At 37.5% G+C, this 22,736-nt stretch carries 19 protein-coding genes and 1 riboswitch; of the genes, 10 read left to right on the plus strand and 9 right to left on the minus strand.

Annotation, left to right across the window (positions count from 1 at the left end):
• Positions 1-362 precede the first annotated feature (362 nt).
• The 6 genes from J7I90_RS17280 to J7I90_RS17305 all read right to left on the minus strand — a co-directional run bounded on the left by J7I90_RS17280 (position 363) and on the right by J7I90_RS17305 (position 7,939).
• Positions 363-1,874, minus strand: coding sequence for an AcpB/EbpR/MafR family transcriptional regulator (locus tag J7I90_RS17280; RefSeq protein ID WP_214773042.1), 1,512 nt, complete (start codon positions 1,872-1,874; stop codon positions 363-365).
• Positions 1,875-2,298: 424 nt separating this feature from the next.
• On the minus strand, positions 2,299-2,982 hold the full coding sequence (locus J7I90_RS17285; RefSeq protein WP_214773043.1) for a response regulator transcription factor: 684 nt from the start codon (positions 2,980-2,982) through the stop codon (positions 2,299-2,301).
• 178 nt (positions 2,983-3,160) lie between these two features.
• Positions 3,161-5,422, minus strand: a complete 2,262-nt coding sequence (locus J7I90_RS17290; RefSeq protein WP_214773044.1) for an L-type lectin-domain containing protein — start codon at positions 5,420-5,422, stop codon at positions 3,161-3,163.
• Complete coding sequence (locus J7I90_RS17295; protein ID WP_214773045.1) at positions 5,412-6,431, minus strand: WxLIP family cell surface protein; 1,020 nt, start codon at positions 6,429-6,431, stop codon at positions 5,412-5,414. Before J7I90_RS17295 ends, J7I90_RS17290 begins: the two co-directional genes overlap by 11 nt.
• Positions 6,432-6,525: 94 nt before the next feature.
• The gene (locus J7I90_RS17300; RefSeq protein ID WP_214773046.1) at positions 6,526-7,221 is read right to left on the minus strand and encodes a WxL domain-containing protein; all 696 of its coding nucleotides are present in this window, start codon (positions 7,219-7,221) and stop codon (positions 6,526-6,528) included.
• A gap of 28 nt (positions 7,222-7,249) precedes the next feature.
• The gene (locus J7I90_RS17305) at positions 7,250-7,939 is read right to left on the minus strand and encodes a WxL domain-containing protein (protein ID WP_214773047.1); all 690 of its coding nucleotides are present in this window, start codon (positions 7,937-7,939) and stop codon (positions 7,250-7,252) included.
• 1,410 nt (positions 7,940-9,349) lie between these two features.
• Here J7I90_RS17305 and J7I90_RS17310 point away from each other — a divergent pair.
• Positions 9,350-9,913 (plus strand): HD-GYP domain-containing protein, encoded by a 564-nt coding sequence (locus J7I90_RS17310; protein WP_214773048.1) that lies wholly within the window; start codon positions 9,350-9,352, stop codon positions 9,911-9,913.
• Positions 9,914-10,824: 911 nt separating this feature from the next.
• On the opposite strand, the gene J7I90_RS17315 is transcribed toward J7I90_RS17310, so the two are convergent.
• Positions 10,825-11,187, minus strand: coding sequence for a DUF1450 domain-containing protein (locus J7I90_RS17315; RefSeq protein WP_214773049.1), 363 nt, complete (start codon positions 11,185-11,187; stop codon positions 10,825-10,827).
• Positions 11,188-11,431: 244 nt separating this feature from the next.
• On the opposite strand from J7I90_RS17315, the gene J7I90_RS17320 reads away from it, so the two are divergent.
• From J7I90_RS17320 to ltaS, 5 genes are all read left to right on the plus strand, one after another.
• A complete protein-coding gene (locus J7I90_RS17320; RefSeq protein ID WP_053536781.1) occupies positions 11,432-12,382 on the plus strand; it encodes an ABC transporter permease in 951 nt (316 codons plus the stop codon).
• Positions 12,375-13,322 carry an iron chelate uptake ABC transporter family permease subunit gene (locus J7I90_RS17325; RefSeq protein ID WP_214773050.1) on the plus strand — a complete coding sequence of 316 codons (948 nt, stop codon included), beginning with the start codon at positions 12,375-12,377 and terminating at the stop codon, positions 13,320-13,322. The genes J7I90_RS17320 and J7I90_RS17325 overlap by 8 nt, the downstream gene beginning before the upstream one ends.
• Positions 13,316-14,074, plus strand: a complete 759-nt coding sequence (locus J7I90_RS17330; RefSeq protein ID WP_214773051.1) for an iron ABC transporter ATP-binding protein — start codon at positions 13,316-13,318, stop codon at positions 14,072-14,074. The genes J7I90_RS17325 and J7I90_RS17330 overlap by 7 nt, the downstream gene beginning before the upstream one ends.
• Positions 14,075-14,286: 212 nt before the next feature.
• A complete protein-coding gene (locus tag J7I90_RS17335; RefSeq protein ID WP_214773184.1) occupies positions 14,287-15,231 on the plus strand; it encodes a siderophore ABC transporter substrate-binding protein in 945 nt (314 codons plus the stop codon).
• Between the two features lie 1,066 nt (positions 15,232-16,297).
• Positions 16,298-18,265 (plus strand): lipoteichoic acid synthase, encoded by a 1,968-nt coding sequence (ltaS, locus tag J7I90_RS17340; protein ID WP_214773052.1) that lies wholly within the window; start codon positions 16,298-16,300, stop codon positions 18,263-18,265.
• A gap of 54 nt (positions 18,266-18,319) precedes the next feature.
• On the opposite strand, the gene J7I90_RS17345 is transcribed toward ltaS, so the two are convergent.
• Complete coding sequence (locus tag J7I90_RS17345; protein WP_214773053.1) at positions 18,320-18,940, minus strand: RraA family protein; 621 nt, start codon at positions 18,938-18,940, stop codon at positions 18,320-18,322.
• 407 nt (positions 18,941-19,347) lie between these two features.
• A complete protein-coding gene (locus J7I90_RS17350) occupies positions 19,348-19,527 on the minus strand; it encodes a hypothetical protein (protein ID WP_214773054.1) in 180 nt (59 codons plus the stop codon).
• A gap of 118 nt (positions 19,528-19,645) precedes the next feature.
• Here J7I90_RS17350 and J7I90_RS17355 point away from each other — a divergent pair, with 118 nt between their 5' ends.
• The 4 genes from J7I90_RS17355 to J7I90_RS17370 all read left to right on the plus strand — a co-directional run bounded on the left by J7I90_RS17355 (position 19,646) and on the right by J7I90_RS17370 (position 22,716).
• Entirely contained in the window at positions 19,646-19,975 is a 330-nt protein-coding gene (locus J7I90_RS17355) for a DUF948 domain-containing protein (protein WP_214773055.1), read from the plus strand.
• 40 nt (positions 19,976-20,015) lie between these two features.
• Positions 20,016-20,114: riboswitch (guanidine-I (ykkC/yxkD leader) on the plus strand.
• Between the two features lie 48 nt (positions 20,115-20,162).
• Entirely contained in the window at positions 20,163-20,483 is a 321-nt protein-coding gene (sugE, locus tag J7I90_RS17360; protein WP_063595816.1) for a quaternary ammonium compound efflux SMR transporter SugE, read from the plus strand.
• 54 nt (positions 20,484-20,537) lie between these two features.
• Positions 20,538-21,062, plus strand: a complete 525-nt coding sequence (locus tag J7I90_RS17365; RefSeq protein ID WP_214773056.1) for a YhcN/YlaJ family sporulation lipoprotein — start codon at positions 20,538-20,540, stop codon at positions 21,060-21,062.
• 172 nt (positions 21,063-21,234) lie between these two features.
• Positions 21,235-22,716 (plus strand): spore germination protein, encoded by a 1,482-nt coding sequence (locus J7I90_RS17370; protein ID WP_214773186.1) that lies wholly within the window; start codon positions 21,235-21,237, stop codon positions 22,714-22,716.
• Positions 22,717-22,736 lie beyond the last annotated feature (20 nt).

Below are 22,736 nucleotides of genomic sequence, written 5' to 3' on the forward strand. Positions count from 1 at the left end.
ATTGGATGAAATGAAAGAGGGGGAGCTCCGTTTTTTTCCGAGAAAGGCATGCGCCTTTTAGGGGAGGGGTATCGAACCCCAAAAAGCCAACCGGTTCCTGCTATATCCTGCTATACATGAAATGGAAACCGCCGATGGTGCTGCTTCCTTCTGTATCAGAGTTATTTTGGAAATATTAGAACAAGACATCCCCGAAAGAAGCAGTGAATAAATGGTAAGGCATAGATTCCGGCCGAAGTGTCAATTATCAGAAGTTAGGTTGGATTCAAAGAAGGCATGTTTTAAATCATCTAACCCGAATTATGAGAGAAATTCGGGTTAGCAAATATACTGATTTTCTTCTACTCGAGCTCTTATGGTCATTAACAAGGACGTTCATTAGTACCAAATGGATGGATCATTTCCGGTTCTATGCCTAAATTTCCATAAAAATGCTGTTCTATAAAATGTTTAATATTTATTAATTCTGAAGGGGTGGGAAAGGACGATACTTGAATGGTAGGGATGTGCTCAATTAGCATATTTGTATTATTACCAACTTCGGTAGAAATGAGCAAATCAAACTCCTCATATTTGAAAAGCAAATCAATGCTGGATGGATCCAATGTTGAGATAGCCACTTTATTACCATAGTGATATTTTAATACTTCCCTAATATAATCTTTTTCGTTATAAGTTCTGCACATTAACGCAACCTGTATTGTATGTTGATTCCATTTTCTCAAGACAACAGACTGTAGAAGTGAAAATATCTCTAAAACATCAAGTTTCTTAATCGTTAAAGGCACTGAAGAAAAACTTTCAATTGCCATTTCCTCAATTACCTCGAAAATCGGATTTGTTTCAAAGTATGGAAGGAACTGCAGCATTGAATTTCCTGCACTTTCCGTTTCAAATTCAGTTTCAACTTGTATCCTTTTTAATGTTTGGGATAAATGAAATAAAAAGATATCATCTTGTGATAGATTAAAACCAACATATTTAGAAAGACATTTTAAAAATTTCATCAAGGGAAGTCCTTTTTGGCTCCTCATTCTTTTTTTAATATAATTGATGTACTGTGATCTATTTAATGGTCGTTCCTCACTCATGATATAAATAGCAAAGAAGAGAATTTCTTGTAGTTGAATATCTCTTGTAGGGCATTTGGCCATATAGTTTACCAATTCTTTCGAGAGCTCAAAATATTTACTACCCTCGTAAGTATTTATAAGTTTTTTAGGAAATGAGATATAATGCCCCATGGAGACACGAAAATTTGATAAAGATAAAATCATTGTTAATCGCTGTAAGGCGCCTGTTCTGCAAGACATTGAATATTTTGAAAACAGCTGTAATAATTCTGTTTGAAATTTTATCGTATCGAGTGAATCATCTTTAATGATATTGGATTCAACCGACATGAAGTCCAAATATTGCATGATGAATCTTCTAATCTTTTTTTCATCCCCAATGACTTTAAAGGGGCTTGCAGTTAATGTAACACCTGCCTCACTCACAACCTCTTGTAATTTTTCAAGGTGACGGTATGCAGTGGAACGACTAATATAAACCGCTTGGGATATCTGGGAAATATCAACACCATCGTTCAAAAGAATTAACTTTAATGTGTGTAAATAGGAATTCTTTTCTCTTATTTGTGTTAATAAACTTTCTAATGTACCATTTTCAGGTTTAATTAGACGAACTCCAAGATTCTCACTTTTTTTCAAAACCCATCCGTCAGGGAAAATAGACTCCAGGATTTCTAAATCTCGCCAAATAGTACTTTTTGAATACTCTGTTTTATCGCATAATTCAGCTATACTAATCCATTTGTTATTATTAAGTAAATGAAAGATCAAGTCTGAATAACGTTTATAAAATCGATTCATATTATCACCTATTTCGTAATTGATCAAAATCTATTCCTAAACCTAAGACTACAAAAGAATTCTCATTTTATTTTCTCCGTTTAAGGAGTTTACATTCCTAACCTAGAATGTTTACATCGATTCTGATAGTAACTAAGTCCCGTTTTTTAATAGTACCTTCACTTTCTTGGGGTAATATTCCGAAAATTAGAAATTACCGTCCCGCTTATGGCACACACCCAGTTATTTAATGTATTTTTCTTTCTCATTAGAAACGCAACTTTTAAGAAGATGATGATCATGACTGTATGTGTACCAAAAAGCACTTACATAAAGTAAGTGCTTAAACCGGTCTTTATCTTTTTTGTGGCCTGTTAACGAGTAGGCAGGTGATTGTTACATTATTTCAACCATTAACTTTCGTAATGAAAAGTCAGATCTATTATTATATTTTGACCCAGTTATTTTTAATCGCATGGATAACTGCTTCAGTGCGGTCATTTACTTTTACCTTTTGGAGTATTCTGCTGACATGATTTCTTACTGTCTTTTCACTTATGAAAAGTGCTTCGCCGATTTGGGAGGTGCTTTTTCCATCTGTAAGCAATTGGAGGACTTCACATTCGCGATTTGTTAACAGGTGGAGTGGGCGACAAAGCTTAAGAGATTGCTCAAAAGCTTCATCTTCACTTAAGTTTTTTTCAACTAATTTTCGATATTCATTTAGTATATTGTTGATCACCTTTGGATGCAAATAAGTACCGCCCTCCGCAACAAGATGAACAGCATCAATAAGTTCACTTGCGCTCATCTCTTTAAGCAGATAACCTAATGCACCGCTTTGAAGTGCTTCGGTTACATAATGTTCATCTTCACTTATGGATAAGATCATTACTTTTGTATTGGGGTTATTTTCGATTAGCCTGCGTGTTGCTTCGAGTCCATTCATTAGTGGCATACTTATATCGATTATGAAAACGTCTGGCTTATATTCTTTTTCAATAGAAGCTACTTCGTTACCATCTACACCTTCGGCAATAACTTGAAAAGATTCTTCAATTTCAAGGATTCGTTTAACCCCTTCTCGGAAAAGTTGATGATCATCTATAATAGCAATTGTGGTAGTCATTTAGGCAGCTTCTCCTACCCTTCTGATTTTCTATATTTTTAGAACGTTTATTAAACCTATTCGTAACAATGAAATGAAACAAGTATATAAAATAAGGATTTCTACCCGCGAATTGTCCTAAGGAACCTATTCAGTTCATATCATTTCTTCAAGTTACGATTAACTGATGAGTTATTATTTATGGAGCATCAATTAGATTCCAATTAATTTTCCCGATATAATTACCTATATAAACAAAAGGATCAATTTTTAGCAGTATACCTTTATCTGATTCCCAGTTAATCGATACATTTTGTTCCTCTTGTGTAATCATTTCATAAACATTCGTCTCAGTTCCAAGCGCCATTGTTGTTTCAATTCCATCCTCGTTAACAAACTTTAATGCATCCCTCAAAAAATGCCCTTGACTATCTGAGAATTCCTCCATTAATGTTGCTGTGAGACGCCATGAACTTCCCGATCCACGGGTATCGTTCACAAGGATGTCCCAATCATTATTTCTTTTTGAATAGGTTGGTTGATTCGGTATTTGCATATTTTCAAAACTGACATTTTCAGTTACACTCATGAAACTTAATTTTCCCGTTACATTGACGTTCACTACTTCAATATTTGATTTTCGACCCGTATCATCTACAGCATAAACTGAAACTTGATGCATCCCTATGGACAATTGATCTGCCGGAATGCTGTATTGATAGTTAATGTCTTCACCTTTGTTAGTAGAATTTGATACATTAGAAGCAAATTTTACAGGAGTATTACTGTTCGCTGCATAATATAAATCAACTAGATTACTATCAAGGTCGTTCCAACTGCCACTAATCGTATACTCAGTGCCAAAATCAACAGGAATTTCCCGATTAGCATCCGTTAACGTAATGGCTGGAGGACTTTCAACAATGATTTTCAAATTAGCGGAAACTGAATGAGCGCCTTTACCATCTCTTGCTGTGACTTGAAGATTATTTTCTCCTAATTTTAACTGATCTGATGTTATAAGATAGCTCCAGTCTACCGGTTCAGTTGAACCTCCATTGTCTAGCACTTCGGATTTTAGCAACTCGCCATCTAAGTCATAATATAAGGTATTTGTGGAATCATCTGAATCTTTCCAAGTGCCCTTTGCTTGATAATCTTCACCAACAGCTAAGTGAATGGGGCCTTTTTCATTTATAGTCACTTCAGGTACATGGTTAGCTTGAATGACATAATCTACTGGATGCGTTTTCGTTATATAGTTACTACCTACAAAATTAACTATTTCACTTATTGGTGTATCAACGGTTACCTCATTGACTTTTACTTTATAAGAAATAGTGATTTCGTTCATACTACTATTCATATTTGGAAGACTAAGGTTAAACGATTTCCCTGACCATACACTATCTTCTACTTCTGTAGTCGTGCCAGAGGTCGTTAAGGTCATAGATTCTGGAATATAAGTAACGTGATCATTTAATTTACTATTTGCAATTAAATTCATCCAATCCTGTTTTCCAGATAAATACTTTGCGTTAATCGAATAGGTTAATTCTTCTCCTTTATAGACAGGATCTCCATTATTCACAACAGATCCATCGTTTCTAGTAATTTTCTTGGTAAGATCGGCATTCACTAGGCCAGGTACAGAATCGAAGGTAGTACGGTGTATAGTAGCATTTTCCCCTGTCGCACCCGTAAATCCCCAATAAACTGACGTTGAGCCAAATATAACCATTGGATCAATCGGAACCGTGACGGCGTTAGTACCAGCTAATTGATAAGTTAGTTTTTGCCCAGCGGCATCCCAGGTGATGGTAAATTTACGCCAAACATCATTTGCAAGGTTACCCGTCGTATATTGGATATCATTATGTTTTATACCCCAAGCACCAACATGATTAAAGGCCTCAGGCCTTCCTGGAAAGTTCCATGCGATATGATCTTTATTAGAAACATAATAATCAAAATCAGAAGAATTATGCCATGTATCAAACTCAACTGCGAAACTTTTTTGAATCGCTTTAGTTGAATTACCTTCCCATCCCCAAACGCCAAGTGTCCCCCCAGTATTTGTAGAAGTCGCATTTGTACCTCTAGCATCATTATGCATAACAAAAGCCATACCATCTGCAGCGGAATCTCCATTATTTCCAAAATACATGTACATTGAGGAAGTGAAATTTCTTGTCAGGTCCATTTTATTAATCTCTGTGGACCAAATACCTCCTTTTTGCCACGTACTATTAGTTATTTCAACCATATTACCATTGGTAACTTTACTACTTGATCCAGTTATAGGAGTTGTAAATATATTCGAAACATCAATTTTAGAAGGAGGATTATTTTCATTCGCTGCTTCCGCTTTATAGGATGGCAACCCAATGTTTGAAAAAAATAATGCATTTACTAAAATGAGGAAAAGGGCAGCTCTTGAGAAACTTTTTTTATTTTTCAATGTCCTTTCTCCTTTTCTTTCTAAGTAAGAAGAAGATTATTGCAATTAGTACTAAAATCAACAAAGCCAGCCCTACAAAAATGAGGGTATAGTCTTTCTCAACCTCAACGGCCGTTTTATTTAGTTCTTTTGCATCTGCACCTTTAATTTCAAACATTTTATCGAATTTCCATGTCTGATTACCGTCTGTAACTGTTAAATATAAATGATATTTACCTTGTTCCAACTTTTGATTATCCCAGGTAATAGGAAAGTCAAAATTAGAATTCGGTGCCATGGATAACTTACTTTTCTTCGTTGAGTGGAGCTTCTCTTTTTTTCCTTCCTTCGTAATACGTGCATTTACATCCAAGTTATTTATTATGACAGCTTCTGTATTTTGTAAATTCGCAGTAACAACCGTACGATAGTTCATCAACCCTGCTTGAACTTCATTTAACTTTAATTTCGGCTTAACAACTTCATCCGTTTCGGTTAATTTCACGCCAATCACATACGAAAATTCATTTTTGATTTGAACTTTATTATTTTCTTTCTTTTTGTCCTCTTTATTTATTTCGTGTACATAGAATCCACCCAAAATAATTCCATCAAATGACTCTTTGGGCATTTGAATAGTAAAGGGCACTTTCTTCGTTTCTTTTCCTTTCATTGTAATTTCTTGCTTTGGGGATATCAGATCAGAAAAAGCATACTTTAATGAGCTGTCTTTTTTGTGTCCATGTTTGCTATAGTCAATCACTCCATTTTGATTGGTAATAGCTGAATTGGGTTCGATCATTATCTTTTTTTCTTCACTAGAAGTGTTTTTAACTGTTAAAGATATCGTTTGTTTTGAACCTGGAGCCATCTTCAAGTCAAAATAGGTGAGCTTTTTATTAACTTGGTTTTTGGGAATATTGGCTTTTACTGAATACTCCATAGTACCAGCAAAGGCCACTTTATTATTGGAAACAAATCCTAATCCAATCAATAATATTAAAACCATAATGGATAACATATTTTTCATTTTTTCTATCCCTCACATCTCTAATTTCATGATGTCATTTTTTTAAAAAAACTTGGCTATAATAATTAATTAAGCCAAGTTTTTGAATTTGAATTTATTTCGGTGCGTCAGATAATTCCCATGTCATAGTAGCTGTATAGTTTTGAGCATCAGCTGATCCCGCCAAAACACTTAATTGTACGTTACTATTATCGCCTTCAGTACCTGAAAAAACATCTAGCCATGTTCCGCGACCTGCATCTACTTCAGCTAACATAAGTACTTTGGAATCTGTATTATCAAATACAACATCATTAGCAGTTGGTGGTGTGGAAACATTACTGGTTTGTGATTTCACTTGTCCATTTTTGAAAGATAAAATAGCTCCTTTCAATACTTCTCCAGTATCGCTTTTAAATTCTGAAGCCTTTGCTGTCAAAGACCATCCTTCGCCCGTTCCACGTTTATCTGAAACTTGTACAAAGGGGTCTGTATTTTCAGCATTATAAGTCGTGTTTCCACTCATGATTTTTTGTGTTCCAAATTGGATGTTTGAGGCATGGTCCAGAGTTAATGCCCCAGTATTTCCAGTACCTCCATTGCCTGGATCTTCGGGATCAATTGGACTTGGTGGATTAGGATTGTCCGGATTTGTAGGATCTACTGGATTTGTTGGCCCCTCATCTGCAATAAAGCCAATATAATTATTAGAAGTCGCGTCATTTATGACAGCCGCCTGTGCGGAACTTGTTGAAAGAAGTGTTCCGGCCAAGATAATACTGCCTGCTGCTGATAAACTAAATGCTTTCATTTTTCCAATCTCCTATTTCGTTTATTTATTATTGTGGGGCGTCCACTAGACTCCAAGTTAAAGTCGATACATAATCTCCTGCTAAGTTTCCTGATGGAACGGAAATTTTAATGCTGTTTGGATCAAGTTTATCTACCCAAGTCCCTAATCCTGTGTTCACATCAGCTCTCATGAGGATTTGGGGATTAGTTGTTCCACTATCCGTACCTAATTGTACTTCCCTTAGTTCAGGTGGTGGAGAAACATTTCCTGGATTCGTCTCAGCAGCACCGATTGGTAATGTTACAATTGCACCTTTTAAAATCTTAGTGCCATCCGTTTGATCCGTAAATGGTGAGGTTGCTACTTGCAAAGCCCAACCAACACCTGTACCACGCTTATCGGTTACTTGTACGTTAGGATCTATAGATGTAGTTGTATATTCTACTGCACCGCTCGCTAATTGGTGGGTATCGAATTCTAAAGGTGAAACATTATCAATCGTTAATGAACCTTCGTTACCTGTTTCACCACCTGGTTCACTTGGGAAAATCGGGTCAGTTGGTCCTGTAGTTTCGTCTCCAGGTGTAATCGTAATATGACCTTGAGAAGTTGCTCCAAGGCCATCTGTACTTCCAGTCACTGCATTGGGATCGATTGCTGCGAATGTAGGTGTCGCGAATAACAATAATGCTGCTAAGGACATTAATCCTTTAATTAAGGCTTTTGTGATACTCATTTTGTATTTCCCCTTTTTAATTTTAATATATGTTGAACATGACCATTCCTTGGATTTGCATGAAAAACCCAGTGCATCGATAAAACACTGTACCAATTCTACTAATAACTCCTCGTTTTCCCGTTGTTTGTCCCTCCTTGGCAGTTATTTATGTTCAATAAAGAAATGAGAGGAATGAGTAGTTTGTAATATAAAAGGAATGTCATGTGTTAATTACATTCTATAAAATAAATCATTAGAACTAATTTCAAAGATGGGTTGTGAGACTTCATATAAGAAATTAGACCCATGGATATTTAGTTGAATGACTTAGGACTGTTGTGTTTTGTCCGGTACTGTAAATTTAACGCTAGAAGGATAAAGAAGGAATAAGAAGCATAATTCACTTAGTTAAATGAAATTTAGAATGATCATGATAAGAATGAAATTATTTTCAAAAAAGTTATATTTCAAGAGGAAGAAGCACTATTAGAAGGTAAGAAAAGGGGATTTGACAATAAATAATAAAAAGGGCTCATAGTTTCGATAAACGGCATATACTCTAGTCAAAATAAATTTATGGGGCTGTTTTAACGGAAATTTGTTGAAGTTGTTTTGATGAGTATTCTCTATGAAAATGCGATTCGGATTGTGAATAAATATAAATTGCCTTGTTTTTGAAAGAGTTAAATTGATACCTTATGAGCATGTTGAACAGGGCTATAAAATGAAAGTTTTGAGATCATACTTGTCTGCTCAGGAGCAGCCCGAAAGATTTGTAGAAGTTACAGCTGAAGCGGGTTAGGTAGACACTTTTTCCAACTAACATAAGACTAATCGGGAAAAAGTACATGAGAAGACAATTGATTTGGGACAAACTATCTTTAAAAATATATCTAATATGAAGTAGTAAGCTTCAATAAAGAAATACTATAGGTATTTTCATGTCTTATATTAGCAATGTAAGTAGTCTTGTTTGCACATACTCTCAACCCCATTTTTTTAGGTAAGTTTCACCGATTATTTTCGGCGGATCTTACCTATTTTTTAGAGACTTTTAACTATGTGAGATGATGGCAAATTTATATTGTATTTTAGTATTAAATCAGAATAACAGAAACTTAACCAAAACCTCTCTACAGTTAAGATCATATATGTAACTTCTTTTTTGAGGTGTTGTAAGTACTATCCCATAAAAACAGTTGGATTTTTGGATTAGGTAATTCAATTATACTTCTGTTGTAAAAAGATACGTCCCAATTTTAATTTATTCGGTTTCAACAAAGATATATTGTCTGAATTTTGAAGAGGTACTCTTAAGAAGTGATGAAATTAATTGATGTATTAGATGTATTACTTGATAACATTTATTAAATAATAATCAATTATTCTATCTACTTAAATTTAGATTATTTATAAGGAGAGTACGGAATGATAGAAACTACACAAGAATTAATATGTAATTTATATAAACACTGTAAAATGACAACTTGCCATTCATTTAGGGTGGGGAATGACTTATCTGGTTTCGGACGTTATTTGGGAATCGAAAATCAAGAATTTCTTTTTATTTTAGGAGCTCTTCATGATATTGGTAAATTAGAAATTCCTCAACAATTATTAAATAAAAAAGAAAGACTAACAAAACTCGAATATGAAGAGATTATGCACCATACAGTTTACGGAGCACAAATAGTACAAAACATCCCCCAATTCCCATCAGAATTTTCAGATGTAATCTTATTTCATCATGAAAATTTTGATGGTTCTGGATATTACGGAAAGAAAGGAAAAAGTATACCCCTACTTTCTAGGATTATCAGAATTATTGATTCTTACGATACGATGTTATATGGACGTATTTATCAAAATCCAAAAGACCCATACCAAATAATTCAAGAGATTAAATCTCTTAGTGACATTCATTACGATAAAGACTTGGCCCTATCCTATACAAATTTCCTTGAAACGAAGGCTCGCCAACTCCTACCATGATATTCCATTCAGCATATCAATGGTAAGGGAAGGAAATATATTATTTAGAAGTAATCTCATTTGAAAGAAGTGTCAGCATGCGTGAAATTCAAAAAATATTAAAGAATCAATAAATCAGGAAGTTACTTAAAGACAATGGAGCCATTCAAATGGTATGGCTTCAATTTATGAGGGGGGAAAGAAGTTAATGTTAAACATAGGGGAGCAAACAAAAATCCGGGATCTCCTCACAAGCCTCCGTTTGGTCCGGGTGTTTCGAACAGGTTGCGAGGTCAGTAAGGAAAGTCCCTTCTTTACGAATTGAAATCAGGAACAAGGGAGGAATTACCTTCACGGTCAATTAAAGTGAAAGTAGAAGGGGCATACGAACATACCTGATTAAAGAAAGGATTTCCTGATGAATCAGCTTCTCGTGTGTTGATTGATTACACTAGGAAATATCACTATCGTATCAAATATAATTTGATACTCATATTAACAAGGGATTTAATTATTTTTTTCATTCCCTAGAGAGTAACTGAATGAAAGCGCCTTAACTATCCCCGTTTAACCCGTAAGATCCCCCATTAGCAATATTTTCCTTTGTATATAGAACTAGTTTAAAAATGAGAAGGCTGATAGCGATTGAGCATACATATACGGTGAAATTGAAGGTATGGATTGTGGATTTTATAAGACTTTCGGGGGGGTATTTGATTCGTGAGATAGGTTAATTATTAAACAAAAGCAGAAGTATGATTAGAATCAACTTCGATTTTGGAGCAATTGAAATAAAAACAGGAAGTAACGACCAGATTAATGATTCCATGGTGAAATTCGCAATCCTTTTAATAGATGTTCATCACCTGTATTCTGTATAATTACAGGTGGAAAGTGAAAATGATACAGATCAACTATTTGCTTGGCCCGTATCATTTCAATTCATCATATAACTTATTTAAAAGATCCTGTGAATCTTGACCGCTCATTATCTGGCCGTTCACTTTCGCATAAGGGGTTTTCTTACAAAGTTTACACTCACTCAAACATTCATATTCCTTATATTCAATCCTTGGATTCTCTAAGAACTTACCATAATCGGCAATTGTTTGTTCATTAAGGAAGCGGTCAAGATTATTTTGGCAAAATTCAATCTGGATTTTCGCCTTTTTTGAGAACACTTTGGATAACAAGTTTTTCATCATATCGCTTCTTTCATTGGAAGAGTAAATATTTGTTATGTTGATTTTATCACTTTCTGAAACGAAATGCATGATTGGTTCATCCGAATTCATTACAATTTGACTATCGGGAGAATATCAAGTAATTCCCTTGTGTATATTGACACATGTCCAAGAAATGATAGAATAAGAATGAATGATAATGAATCTCATTATCATGAATGGAAGATCCTTGTAACTATTGCAACTTAATGAGTCCCATTTCAATAGGTGACTTACTGATAGTCTTTATTCAAATATATTTAATTAAAAATATTATCGCTGTATTAAAGTGAGATAGGAAGAGTAGGAAATGTAGATGAAGATAAGATATTTAGTCATGGCGTTAATTGTTCTATCATTTACGTCATTATTCATTGGTGTAAAAGATATTACCCCCCTGGATTTATTGAATCTAAGTGATGATAAAGTGCAAATCATGCTGCAAAGCCGTTTCCCTAGAATGGTGACCATAGTCATTGCCGGTATTGTGATGAGTATAAGCGGTCTGATCATGCAGCAATTGAGCCGCAATAAATTTGTATCCCCGACGACTGCCGGTACCATGGACTCTGCAAGGCTGGGACTTCTTCTTGCCATTATCATTTTTCCTTCGGCAGCACTCATTGAGAAAATGGCATTCGCTTTCATATTCGCTTTGGCAGGTACATTCTTGTTCATGAAAATTCTTGATCAAGTGAAATATAAGGATACGATCTTCATTCCATTGGTTGGTTTGATGTTTGGTAATATCGTAGGATCGATCTCGACTTTCTTTGCCTATAAATATGATTTGATTCAAAGCCTCAACACATGGATGAATGGTGATTTCTCGATGATCATGTCGGGAAGGTACGAACTTATATATCTAAGTATCCCGCTAGTCATTCTCGCATACTTCTTTGCCAATAAATTCACTGTGGCAGGGATGGGAGAGGAGTTTGCTATCAATCTAGGACTCAATTATAAGTTTATAGTCAATTTTGGATTGATCATCGTGGCATTATCCTCCACTGTCGTTTTGTTAACGGTGGGAACGATTCCTTTCATAGGTTTGATCGTACCAAATATTGTATCCCTTTACCTTGGTGACAATTTGAAAAAGAGTCTTTCTCATACAGCATTGCTAGGGGCAGTCTTCCTATTGATCTGCGATATTCTGGGCAGGATCCTCATATATCCATTTGAAATCCCGATCGGACTCGTGGTTGGTGTGATAGGAAGCGCCGTATTTATCTATCTGATACTGAGGAGAAAGGCATATGAATAATAAAATTAGGATCATTGTATTGGCTGTTCTTGCAGCCGCTTTAACGGCAGGTTATATCTTTTGGGACCTTGGCCCGAATTGGGATTATGCACTGCCGAGAAGGGTCATAAAAATCGTCGCCATCATCGTGGTTGGTTGTGCAATTGCTTTTTCAACAGTGATTTTCCAGACGGTCACGAATAATAAAATCCTGACGCCAAGCATTTTAGGGTTGGACTCCATGTATATGCTGATTCAAACGGGAGTGATTTTCATCTTCGGTTCAACGCATATCATGATCATGAATAAAAATCTCAATTTCCTGATTACACTTGCGGCCATGCTCATTTTTGCAAGCCTGCTGTTCAAGTTCATGTTCAAGAAAAACCGCAATATTTACTTCCTATTGCTGATCGGTATCATCTTCGGAACCTTATTCGGCAGCATGTCTTCATTCATGCAGGTATTGATTGACCCGAATGAATTCCAAATCATTCAAAATAAAATGTTCGCCAGCTTCAATAATGTCAACACGGACCTGTTAACGTTAGCTATTATCCTCATGATTGCGGCAATGATATATTTCATGAGATTTTTGAAGTATTTAGATGTCATGTCCCTTGGGAGAGACCAAGCCATAAACTTGGGTGTGAATTATGATTTTGTCACGAAGCGGGTTTTAATCGTCGTTACGGTTTTAATTTCCATTTCGACTGCCTTGATCGGTCCGATCACGTTCCTCGGATTGCTTGTTGCAAATGTGGCTTATCAATTCATTAAGTCCTACCAGCATAAACATATCCTCCCGGGTGCAATGCTAATCAGTGTGATTGCCTTGGTCGGCGGCCAATTCATTGTAGAGAGGATCTTTACGTTTTCCACGACCTTAAGTGTCATCATCAACTTTGTCGGCGGTGTCTATTTCATCTATCTTCTATTAAAGGAGAATAAATCATGGTAGAAGTGAAAAATTTATTCAAAAAATATAATAATAAAACGGTTGTCGAGGATGTTTCCATTGAAATAATGAAAGGGAAAATCACATCCTTCATCGGTCCCAATGGAGCGGGGAAGAGTACCGTTCTTTCGATGATCAGCCGTCTCATTACCCGGGATTCAGGAGAAGTCCTTATCGAGGGTAAGGATATGGGGAAATTCAATAGCAATGAACTTGCGAAAAAGATTGCCATCTTAAAGCAGGCTAACCACATCAATATCCGTTTAACGATTCGTGAACTGGTCGCCTTTGGCCGTTTTCCTTATTCACAAGGAAAGCTGACGAAAGAGGATTGGAAATACGTCGATGAAGCGATTGAATATATGGAACTTGCTGACATGCAGGATAAGTTCCTTGACCAGCTTAGCGGCGGCCAGCAACAGCGGGCCTTCATTGCCATGGTCATTGCCCAGAACACGGAGTATGTGCTTCTTGATGAACCCCTGAACAACCTTGATATGAAGCATTCCGTCCAAATCATGAAGGTATTGAGGAGGTTGGCCGATGAATTGGGGAAAACGGTCATCATCGTCATTCATGACATTAATTTCGCATCCTGTTATTCCGACTACATCGTCGCATTGAAGGATGGCAAGGTTGTTCATAATGGGCCTACCGAACAAGTCATCAATTCCAAAGTGTTAAAGGAAATTTATGATATGGATATTGAAATCCAAAGTATCAATGACAATAAGATCTGTGTGTACTTCACGTAAGACAATTCCATTTGGTTTTAAATTACTTCAGTATTCATAGCTGTCCAGAAATCACCTCGTACGCTTCTTAGGCAGTTAAGAGTTGGCGGGCGCCCATGACTTTAGCCGCCTCCTGTTCATCTGGCAGGAAAAGTGTTGAAGGTGAACTCTGTGATGGTGAGGATTCAATATGTAATTTTAAATAAAAAATTTTTTTCGAGGTGACCATAATGATTAAGAAATTATCCTTACTGCTTTTGGTTGCAATGCTGGCTGTAGTGGCTGTAGCTTGTGGATCAGATAAGGAAAAAGAAGAATCAAGCACGAAAAAGGAAAGTGCTAAAAGCGAAGAGATTACGGTTAAGCACCAACTAGGCGAAACGAAAGTGAAAACAAACCCTGAAAAAGTCGTTGTATTCGATATGGGTACTCTTGATACTCTTGATAAATTAGGTGTGGAAGTAGCAGCTGTTCCTCATGATGGACTTCCGGAATACCTTTCTAAATATGAAGGTACAACTGAAAATGCCGGTGGATTAAAAGAGCCTGACTTCGAAAAAATCAATGAAATTGCTCCAGACTTAATCCTTATTTCTGGCCGTCAATCCGAAGCATATAAAGAATTAAGTAAAATTGCCCCTACTGTTTTTGTAGGTGTGGATACAACAAAGTATATGGAATCGTTTGAAGAAAACGTAACACTTTTGGGTAAAATCTTCGATAAAGAAGACGAAGCCGCTAAAAAATTGGCAAGTGTTGAAGAAAACATCAATGCTTTGAAAGAAAAAGCCCCGACTGACAAAACTGGTTTAATCGTTCTTGCCAGCGGCGGAAAAGTAAGTGCTTACGGACCTGATTCAAGATTTGGAATCATCCATGATGTATTCGGAGTACCTGCAGTGGATGATAAATTGGAAGTATCGACACATGGTCAAAGTATTTCTTTCGAATACATTGCTGAAAAAAATCCTGACTACCTATTCGTTGTAGACAGAGATGCGGTTGCCGGTGATGGAGCTGCAGCAAAAGAAACGATTGAAAATGACATTGTTAAAAATACAAAGGCATTTAAAGAAGGCAACATCATTTATCTAGACCCTAACTACTGGTACTTATCAGGCGGCGGTTTAGAATCTGTCGACGCCATGGTTAAAGAAGTTTCAGAAGGCATTAAGTAATTTAAATAATTAAAGATAATCCTGTCCTCGATCGAGGGGCAGGATTTTTTATTTTTTATAATAAACCTGGATCAAATAAATATACTAACAAAGGGGAAGAAAAGAATTCCTGAAAACACAGGTAAGCTTATAATAAGGCGCCCCCAACCCCAATTAAGGGGAATGGGAAAGGACAAGGTCCATATTCCGCTGTTGCCGCCACTATGGCTTATATGGGCTGCGATCGTAAGAATATGACCCTCCATCCAAAATGAAAAATTCAGTTTCTTCCTATTATATTGTCTTTTGCATCCTTTTCGGTACCAGGAGGGATTTGAAATCGCAATCTATGTTAAATTTGGGAAATTGCATCTATTATGGATGATAAAAATAATATGATCTCCACTTCAAATTATCGGGGTGGATTAATTTTTTAGGATAAGTTATTTGAAAAAAGCTGAATAAAAAAGCCGAGGGGAATGATGTCGATACTTCGTGTAATCCATTTGTTATTTAATGGGACTTTAGGGTGGCAGGACGCAATGGTTAACGGTCAAACTTATACAGGCACGGGGTATCAACAGTGCGGGTGAGAAAAGCATCCATGTATCCGGCAATCCAGTTTAAGCTGTCGAATTATCGGGAAAAAAATCCTGGGATATAACCATAGCTTTCAATAATTGAAGGTTTATATCCTTACATATTTTGTAATGTGCTGGTTTTTTTATAAAGAGTCGTTTATAATGGTAAAAGCCTGAAGGACGTTAAAATATTTAGTGACTGCCATTCGCAGTCACACCAAAAAATTACGGTAATATTTATTGGATTAAGACATGTAGTTCCTATATATTTGTTATAGGTTCGCTGAACATTCGAGACGGGCGAAACTCTGTTATTTTTTCAAAGGCTTGTTCATAAGCTAAAGAAGTGTTCTGGATATAAGAGTTTTGGATGTGACAAAAGGTGGTTTTTCACAATCTTGACTATCCAAGTGAAAGAATGCTATTATAAGGTTTCCGATTTTCCGTCTTTTGTAAGTTTGTAAGAATTTATATAAATAAACCACTAGATTAATAGAGGTGAAAGCATGAATAATTTTCTCAAAAAAAGCCGGCATTTATTTGCAGATAACATACTAGGCTTTTTCTTTATTGCAGTAGTTATGTTTCAGATTAAAACTTATATTGGATATCGAGTTGAATTTAACTTAGGTATTGAAAATGGCCTGCAACAGTTCTTACTGTTTATAAACCCGATTAGTTCAGCCATTTTATTCTTTGGTTTGGCATTATTGGCTAGAGGCAAAAAATCATTTAAATGGATCATCAGGTTGAACCTATTGATGTCCTTATGGTTATTCTTCAATATTGTATACTACCGGTCATTTACCGATTTCATTACATTGCCAACCTTGACGCAAGTGCAAAACGCCGGGGATTTGGGACCGAGTATTTTAGAATTATTTAAAGGCCATGATGTATTGTATTTCCTTGATACGGTTCTTTTGATCGTGTTGTACAGATTCAAAGACTTTAAAGTGGAAGACTTCAAAGTCAAACGCCGTACAGTTGGAATGGTTTACCTGGCGGGACTGGCAATTTTCGCCATCAATTTGGGACTTGCTGAAAAGGATCGCCCGCAATTGTTATCAAGGACATTCGACCGGAACTATATCGTCAAATACTTGGGCATGTTCAACTATACGGTTTATGACGCCGTTCAGAATACTAAAACATACGCCCAGCGTGCGACTGCAAACAGCACGGATATCGCGGAAGTCGTCAACTATACGAAGGCAACAAGCGCTGAGCCGAATCCTAAGTATTTTGGTGCAGCCAAAGGCAAGAATGTCATCTACCTGCATTTGGAATCGATGCAGAATTTCCTTATCGATTATAAGTTGAATGGGGAAGAAGTAACTCCATTCTTGAACTCACTTGCAGCAGATAAGTCCGATTTCATGCACTTTGATAATTTCTTCCATCAAGTAGGCCAAGGTAAAACAGCGGATGCTGAATTCATGCTTGAAAATTCCCTGTTCGGCTTACCGCAGGGGGCAGCATTCACAAACCGTTCCCAAAATACGTATCAAGCAGCACCAGCTATTTTAGGACAACAAGGATACACATCTGCTGTGTTCCATGGTAATTACAAATCTTTCTGGAACCGGGATAATATGTATAAGTCTCTTGGTTTTAATCAGTTCTTTGATGCTAACCATTATAATATGGAAAATAAAGAGGAAGTACTAAGTTATGGATTAATGGATAAGCCGTTCTTTAAGGAATCGATTCCAATGTTAGAAACGCTAAAACAGCCTTTCTATACAAAATTCATAACGGTATCTCATCATTTCCCATATGCAATGGACCAGGAAAAAGCAACAATCGGTAAGCATACGACAGGTGATGCTTCCGTTGATAGTTACTTCCAAACTGCTCGCTATGCCGATGAGGCGCTTAAGGAGTTTTTCGATTATCTGAAGGAATCCGGTCTATATGATAACTCGGTAATCGTTATGTATGGTGATCATTATGGTATTTCCGAAAACCATAAAGAAGCCATGTCAAAAGTGCTTGGCAAGGATGTTGGTGCATTTGAGAATGCCCAATTGCAACGTGTACCATTATTGATTCATGTTCCAGGTGTTGAAGGCGGGGAAATGCACCAATACGGAGGACAGATTGACCTTCTCCCGACTTTATTGCATCTGTTAGGAATTGAATCTAAAGATTATGTACAATTCGGTTCCGATTTATTGTCAAAAGATCATAATGAAGTGGTACCTTTCAGGAATGGTGATTTTGTAACACCGGATGTCACTTCCATTAAAGGGAAATACTACGATACTAAAACGGGAGAATTGGTCGAGGAAAATGATGCCATCCTCAATTATAAAAAGAGGGCTGAAACGATGCTCAATTTATCCGACCAAGTAGTGAACGGCGACTTACTCCGTTTCTATACTCCAAACGGCTTTAAACCGATTGATCCAGCTGACTATGATTACACATATGATGAAGAAGGTTCGAAGGAAGAAAAGTCCGATAAATAAGGCTAATGAATGAACAGGCAGGAAGCCAGCGCTTCCTGCCTGTTTTTTTATGCGTCATCCTTTGTTGGTCATCATGGCAATATACTTTCTGATTTCTTCAGGCTTCCCTGCATATTTTTCAGCAAGCTGTTCGTCTTTCAGGATTTTATCCTTTGCTTTGACCAGGATTTCTTCACCCTTATCTTTGGGCACGACCACGACTCCATCTATGTCCCCTATGATGATGTCCCCTGGATATACGGTGACACCTCCACAGGATATGGGCACATTGGTTTCGCCTACACCTGCCTTGCCGCTAGAGGCAACCGTCGTCCCTTTGCTGAATACAGGGAAATTCAATTCTTTAATGGCTTCAAGGTCGCGAATGACCCCATCAACTACGAGGCCGCCAATATCCATCGTCTGCATCATGCCGACAACAAAGTCTCCTGCTATGGCCCGGTATGTATCACCCTTGCTGTCAACGACAATTATATCCCCAGGCTTGGCTTCACCGATTGCTTTTAACACGGCAGAATTATCACCGACGGGAATCTGTACGGTCAAAGCTCGTCCGGCCATACGAAATTCTTCCTTTAAGGGTTTTATTGCCGAATCCAGATTGCTCAACCCTTCCATTGCATCTGAAATCGCCGTGGTGGGCAAATTCCTGAACTGTTGAATAAGATTATCCATGACTATGATTCCTCCTTAAGAGTTAATGAATATAGCCTAATTATACACAAATTTCGTAATTTTCTAATAGTTTTCCGTTTGATAAAATGGTAAGTGTAGTGTAATTAACATCTGAAGGGGAGGGAAGCTCAGGTGTCACAAGGGGATTCAAGTCCTATTCCGTTTTAATCAATCGATTGATTAAACTTTATTTCATCGTTTTGAAGAGGTTGAAACCCTGCATAGGAACATTCCTAGCAATATTAATGTTCGGGTCTCCATGGCAGTTTGATCCGTACAGGAGAACATTCTTCTGAAGCAAGGGGAGAATGCTGGTGCATATCCTCAGAATTTTTTTTCTGATCTGGATGGGGGTGTCAGCGAAGAAATCCATAACTCAGCCAGTGTGCAGGGGATACTTACAATCTTCAAAGCAGGAGCAGAATCAAGACGGATGTTGCCAATGTTAGCCAAAGGGGGCTGAAAACTTCTGGATGAATGATTAAAAAAATGATTCCTGCAATCGTGGCAGCCTGATGTATGGTCATATGTCTAATAAAGTGGATTCCAGCTTTAAAACAGGCTTTAAGAAGAGGCATTTGATTCATTTTCATTCCTCCTTTTACTTTCAATAATATGACCAGGCATAAAAGAAAATACATGGGGATTCGTTTTCTGCTCAATTATTACGGGTATAGTAAAGGTAAAATAAAAGGAGGAATCTAGGTGGTCATTGTATATATTAGTCTTGCCCTCTTTATCGGATCGATTATTTATTTAGCGTTTTTTGCTTTTAAAACATTTAAGGATTCCAAACCGACCATTGAAAATGTGACTCAAACCGTTACTCGCATCCAGGCCAAAACGGACCAGATTAAATCCGAAACGGACCAACTCGCCATGACACAGCAGGAAATCACTGAAGATGTTGAATATAAAAAAGAGGCTGTCCAATATACCGTGGAGGCGGCTAAAGAAATACCTGAACCCTTTAAGAATATTTGGTTTTCAATAAAAGGTGACAAGTGGAAGCTTAGAAACAGAAGCGATGCATAAGTGTTTGACCGAACTGAAATGTACATGATATAGTATGGAAATACTATGTTTCTAGGGTTCCTCGGTTGGATGTTACCGGAATGGTCCAAGAGAAACGCGCAGGAATCTGCGTACACGGAGGGAAAAAAGCCCGGGAGATCATGAAAGATGACCTCCCGGGCTTTTTCTGTAATTGGAGGGGAAAAAGATGGCTTGGATTCAATTGGTGATTGCAGGATTATTTGAAGTGGTGTGGGCGACAAGTCTAAAGTATACCGAGGGTTTTACGAAATTATTACCTTCTATCATAACGATTGCTGGTATGGTTATTAGTTTTTATTTTTTGTCATCGGCGATAAAAACTCTGCCTATGGGAACAGCGTATGCAATTTGGACGGGAATAGGGGCTCTTGGGGCTGTTCTGGTAGGCATCATCGTTTTTAACGAGCCTAAGGATGCGATGCGGTTGGTATTCGTCGGTTTTATTTTGGTTGGAATTATCGGCTTGAAGGTCACTTCTTCTGAATAATCTGCCCACTCCTCGCAAATAGTAATGTTAAATGATTTTTGAGGAGTGAAGAATATGAACTATAAAGCGATAGTATCAAGTGCAATGATGGCTTTAGTGATTACAGGTTGTGCAACGAATGATAACGAAGATGCCAGTGAAAATCTTGGCCTGAATCGTACTCATCAGGATAATTTGGATAATCCGATGAATGTAAGCGACACAAGGCAAAATGTCAATAATGACAATAATGATAATGGCGTAAACGGTATGAGGGTCTCCGAGGATATCTCAAAACGAGTCGAAGCTTTGAAGGAAGTAAGTAAAGCAAATGTCATCGTGACTGAAAATAATGCCTATGTAGGCGCAGTATTAAAAGACGGCGGGGAAAAGGATATCTCGAATGACCTTAAAGAAAGGGTTGCTGATGCAGTAAGGGGAGCGGATCCATCTGTAGACCAAGTTTATGTGTCGGCAAATCCGGACTTTGTCCAAAGAATGGATAGGTATGCGAATGATATCGAGAATGGAAAACCCGTTGAAGGATTTGCTGAAGAGTTCCGTGAACTTGTAACACGGATCTTTCCAAGTCCAAGATAATTGAAAATTAAGGAGGGAAGACTTATCCGGTGGATTCCGGATAGGTCTTTTCCTATTTTTAAGATATCTGTGGAAGATGACTAACTTTAAATAGGGTGGTTACAATAATCGAATGAACGAAAAACTTTGAATTGGGGGTGGGATGGTGAGGCTATTTAAGGGCAAGAGGGAAATGGATTCAGAATCCTTTCAGGTTACTTCCAAGGATTTTCAGGAACTCCTTAAAAAGTTTACAGCATCTGATGATTTTCTTACCTTCCAATTCCCGAATGATGATGGCTATATCATCTCCTACTTCAATTCACTAGTCAGTGTACAACAGCTCCATGAACAAGTATTGGCGGTCATGTCGAAGCAACCAAAGAAAGTCCTTAAGCAACTAAAAGGCGATATTCCGATGGAAGATATGAAATTGACGGCTGATTTAAGGGACATTCAAAGATTGGTTTTGGCAGGATCGATCATGGTTCAGTACAAGCAAGATGATGAAATGTGTTTGCTCATTCCGTGTGTTCACAGTGTGAAAAGGCAAATTTCCACACCTGAGTCGGAGTATACGGTCGTTGGATCAAAGGAGGCGTTTGTTGAATCGCTTGATTCGAATTTGAATCTGATCCGTAACCGCTTGCCCACTCCTGAATTGCAGGCCAAGGAATTTAGGGTCGGTAGCATCTCACAAACAAGGATAGCAGTACTCTACATAGATGGGGTGGTAAACCAACAGATCATCAAGACGGTCATACAGAGAATAGAAGATATAGAATATGATACGATCGTCGATATTTCGTTCGTTAGCCAGATGATCACGGATAATCGGAATTCGATGTTCCCGCAATTGATTGATACGGAGCGGCCTGATCATCTGGCCAGTGTATTATCGGAAGGGAAAATAGGGATCATGCTGGATGGATCTCCTCATGCATTGGTTGGTCCCAATACGATCATTTCATTCTTCTCGTCATTTGAAGATTATTTTCAAATTTGGAATCTCGGTACTTCATTCCGTTTGATTCGGCTTTTCGCCGTGCTGTTTTCCGTTTTGTCATCACCTTTGTATGTGGCCGTTTTAACCTATCATTATCAAGTGATCCCAACGGATTTGCTGCCAATCTTAATATCATCCAGGGGAGTGATCCCTTTTCCGCCGATCTTGGAAGCGATCGTGCTGGAAGGGACGATCGAATTGCTGAGGGAAGCGGCGGTCAGGCTGCCTGCCAAGGTTGGCTCCACCATCGGTATTGTTGGCGGTATAGTAATCGGTACAGCCGCTGTGGAAGCGGGATTTGTCAGTAATGTCTTGTTGATGCTTGTCGCTTTGGCTGCCTTGGCTTCATTTACGGTGCCGATTTACCAAATCAGCAATACGATTCGCCTTATCCGCTTTCCCTTTCTAATTGCCGCCCAGTTATACGGGCTGTTTGGAATTGCCTTATGCAGTGCATTCATTTTAAGTCATTTATTGAAATTGACTTCGCTTGGCAGTCCTTATTTAGACCCGCTTTACCCGTTAAGAATTCATGACTTTAAAGATAGTCTGATCCGCCTCCCTTTTTCAAAGCAGAAAAAACGCCCGCAATTTCTGCGGACGGAAAATCCACTAAGGATAAGGAAGGAGGCAGAAACGCGAAATTCCCATAATGATATTGATGAATAAGGTGTAGAAAGCGGTGAGAA

It is taken from the genome of Bacillus sp. ISL-57 (assembly GCF_018613135.1).
Classification (GTDB): Bacteria; Bacillota; Bacilli; order Bacillales; family DSM-1321; genus Peribacillus; species Peribacillus frigoritolerans.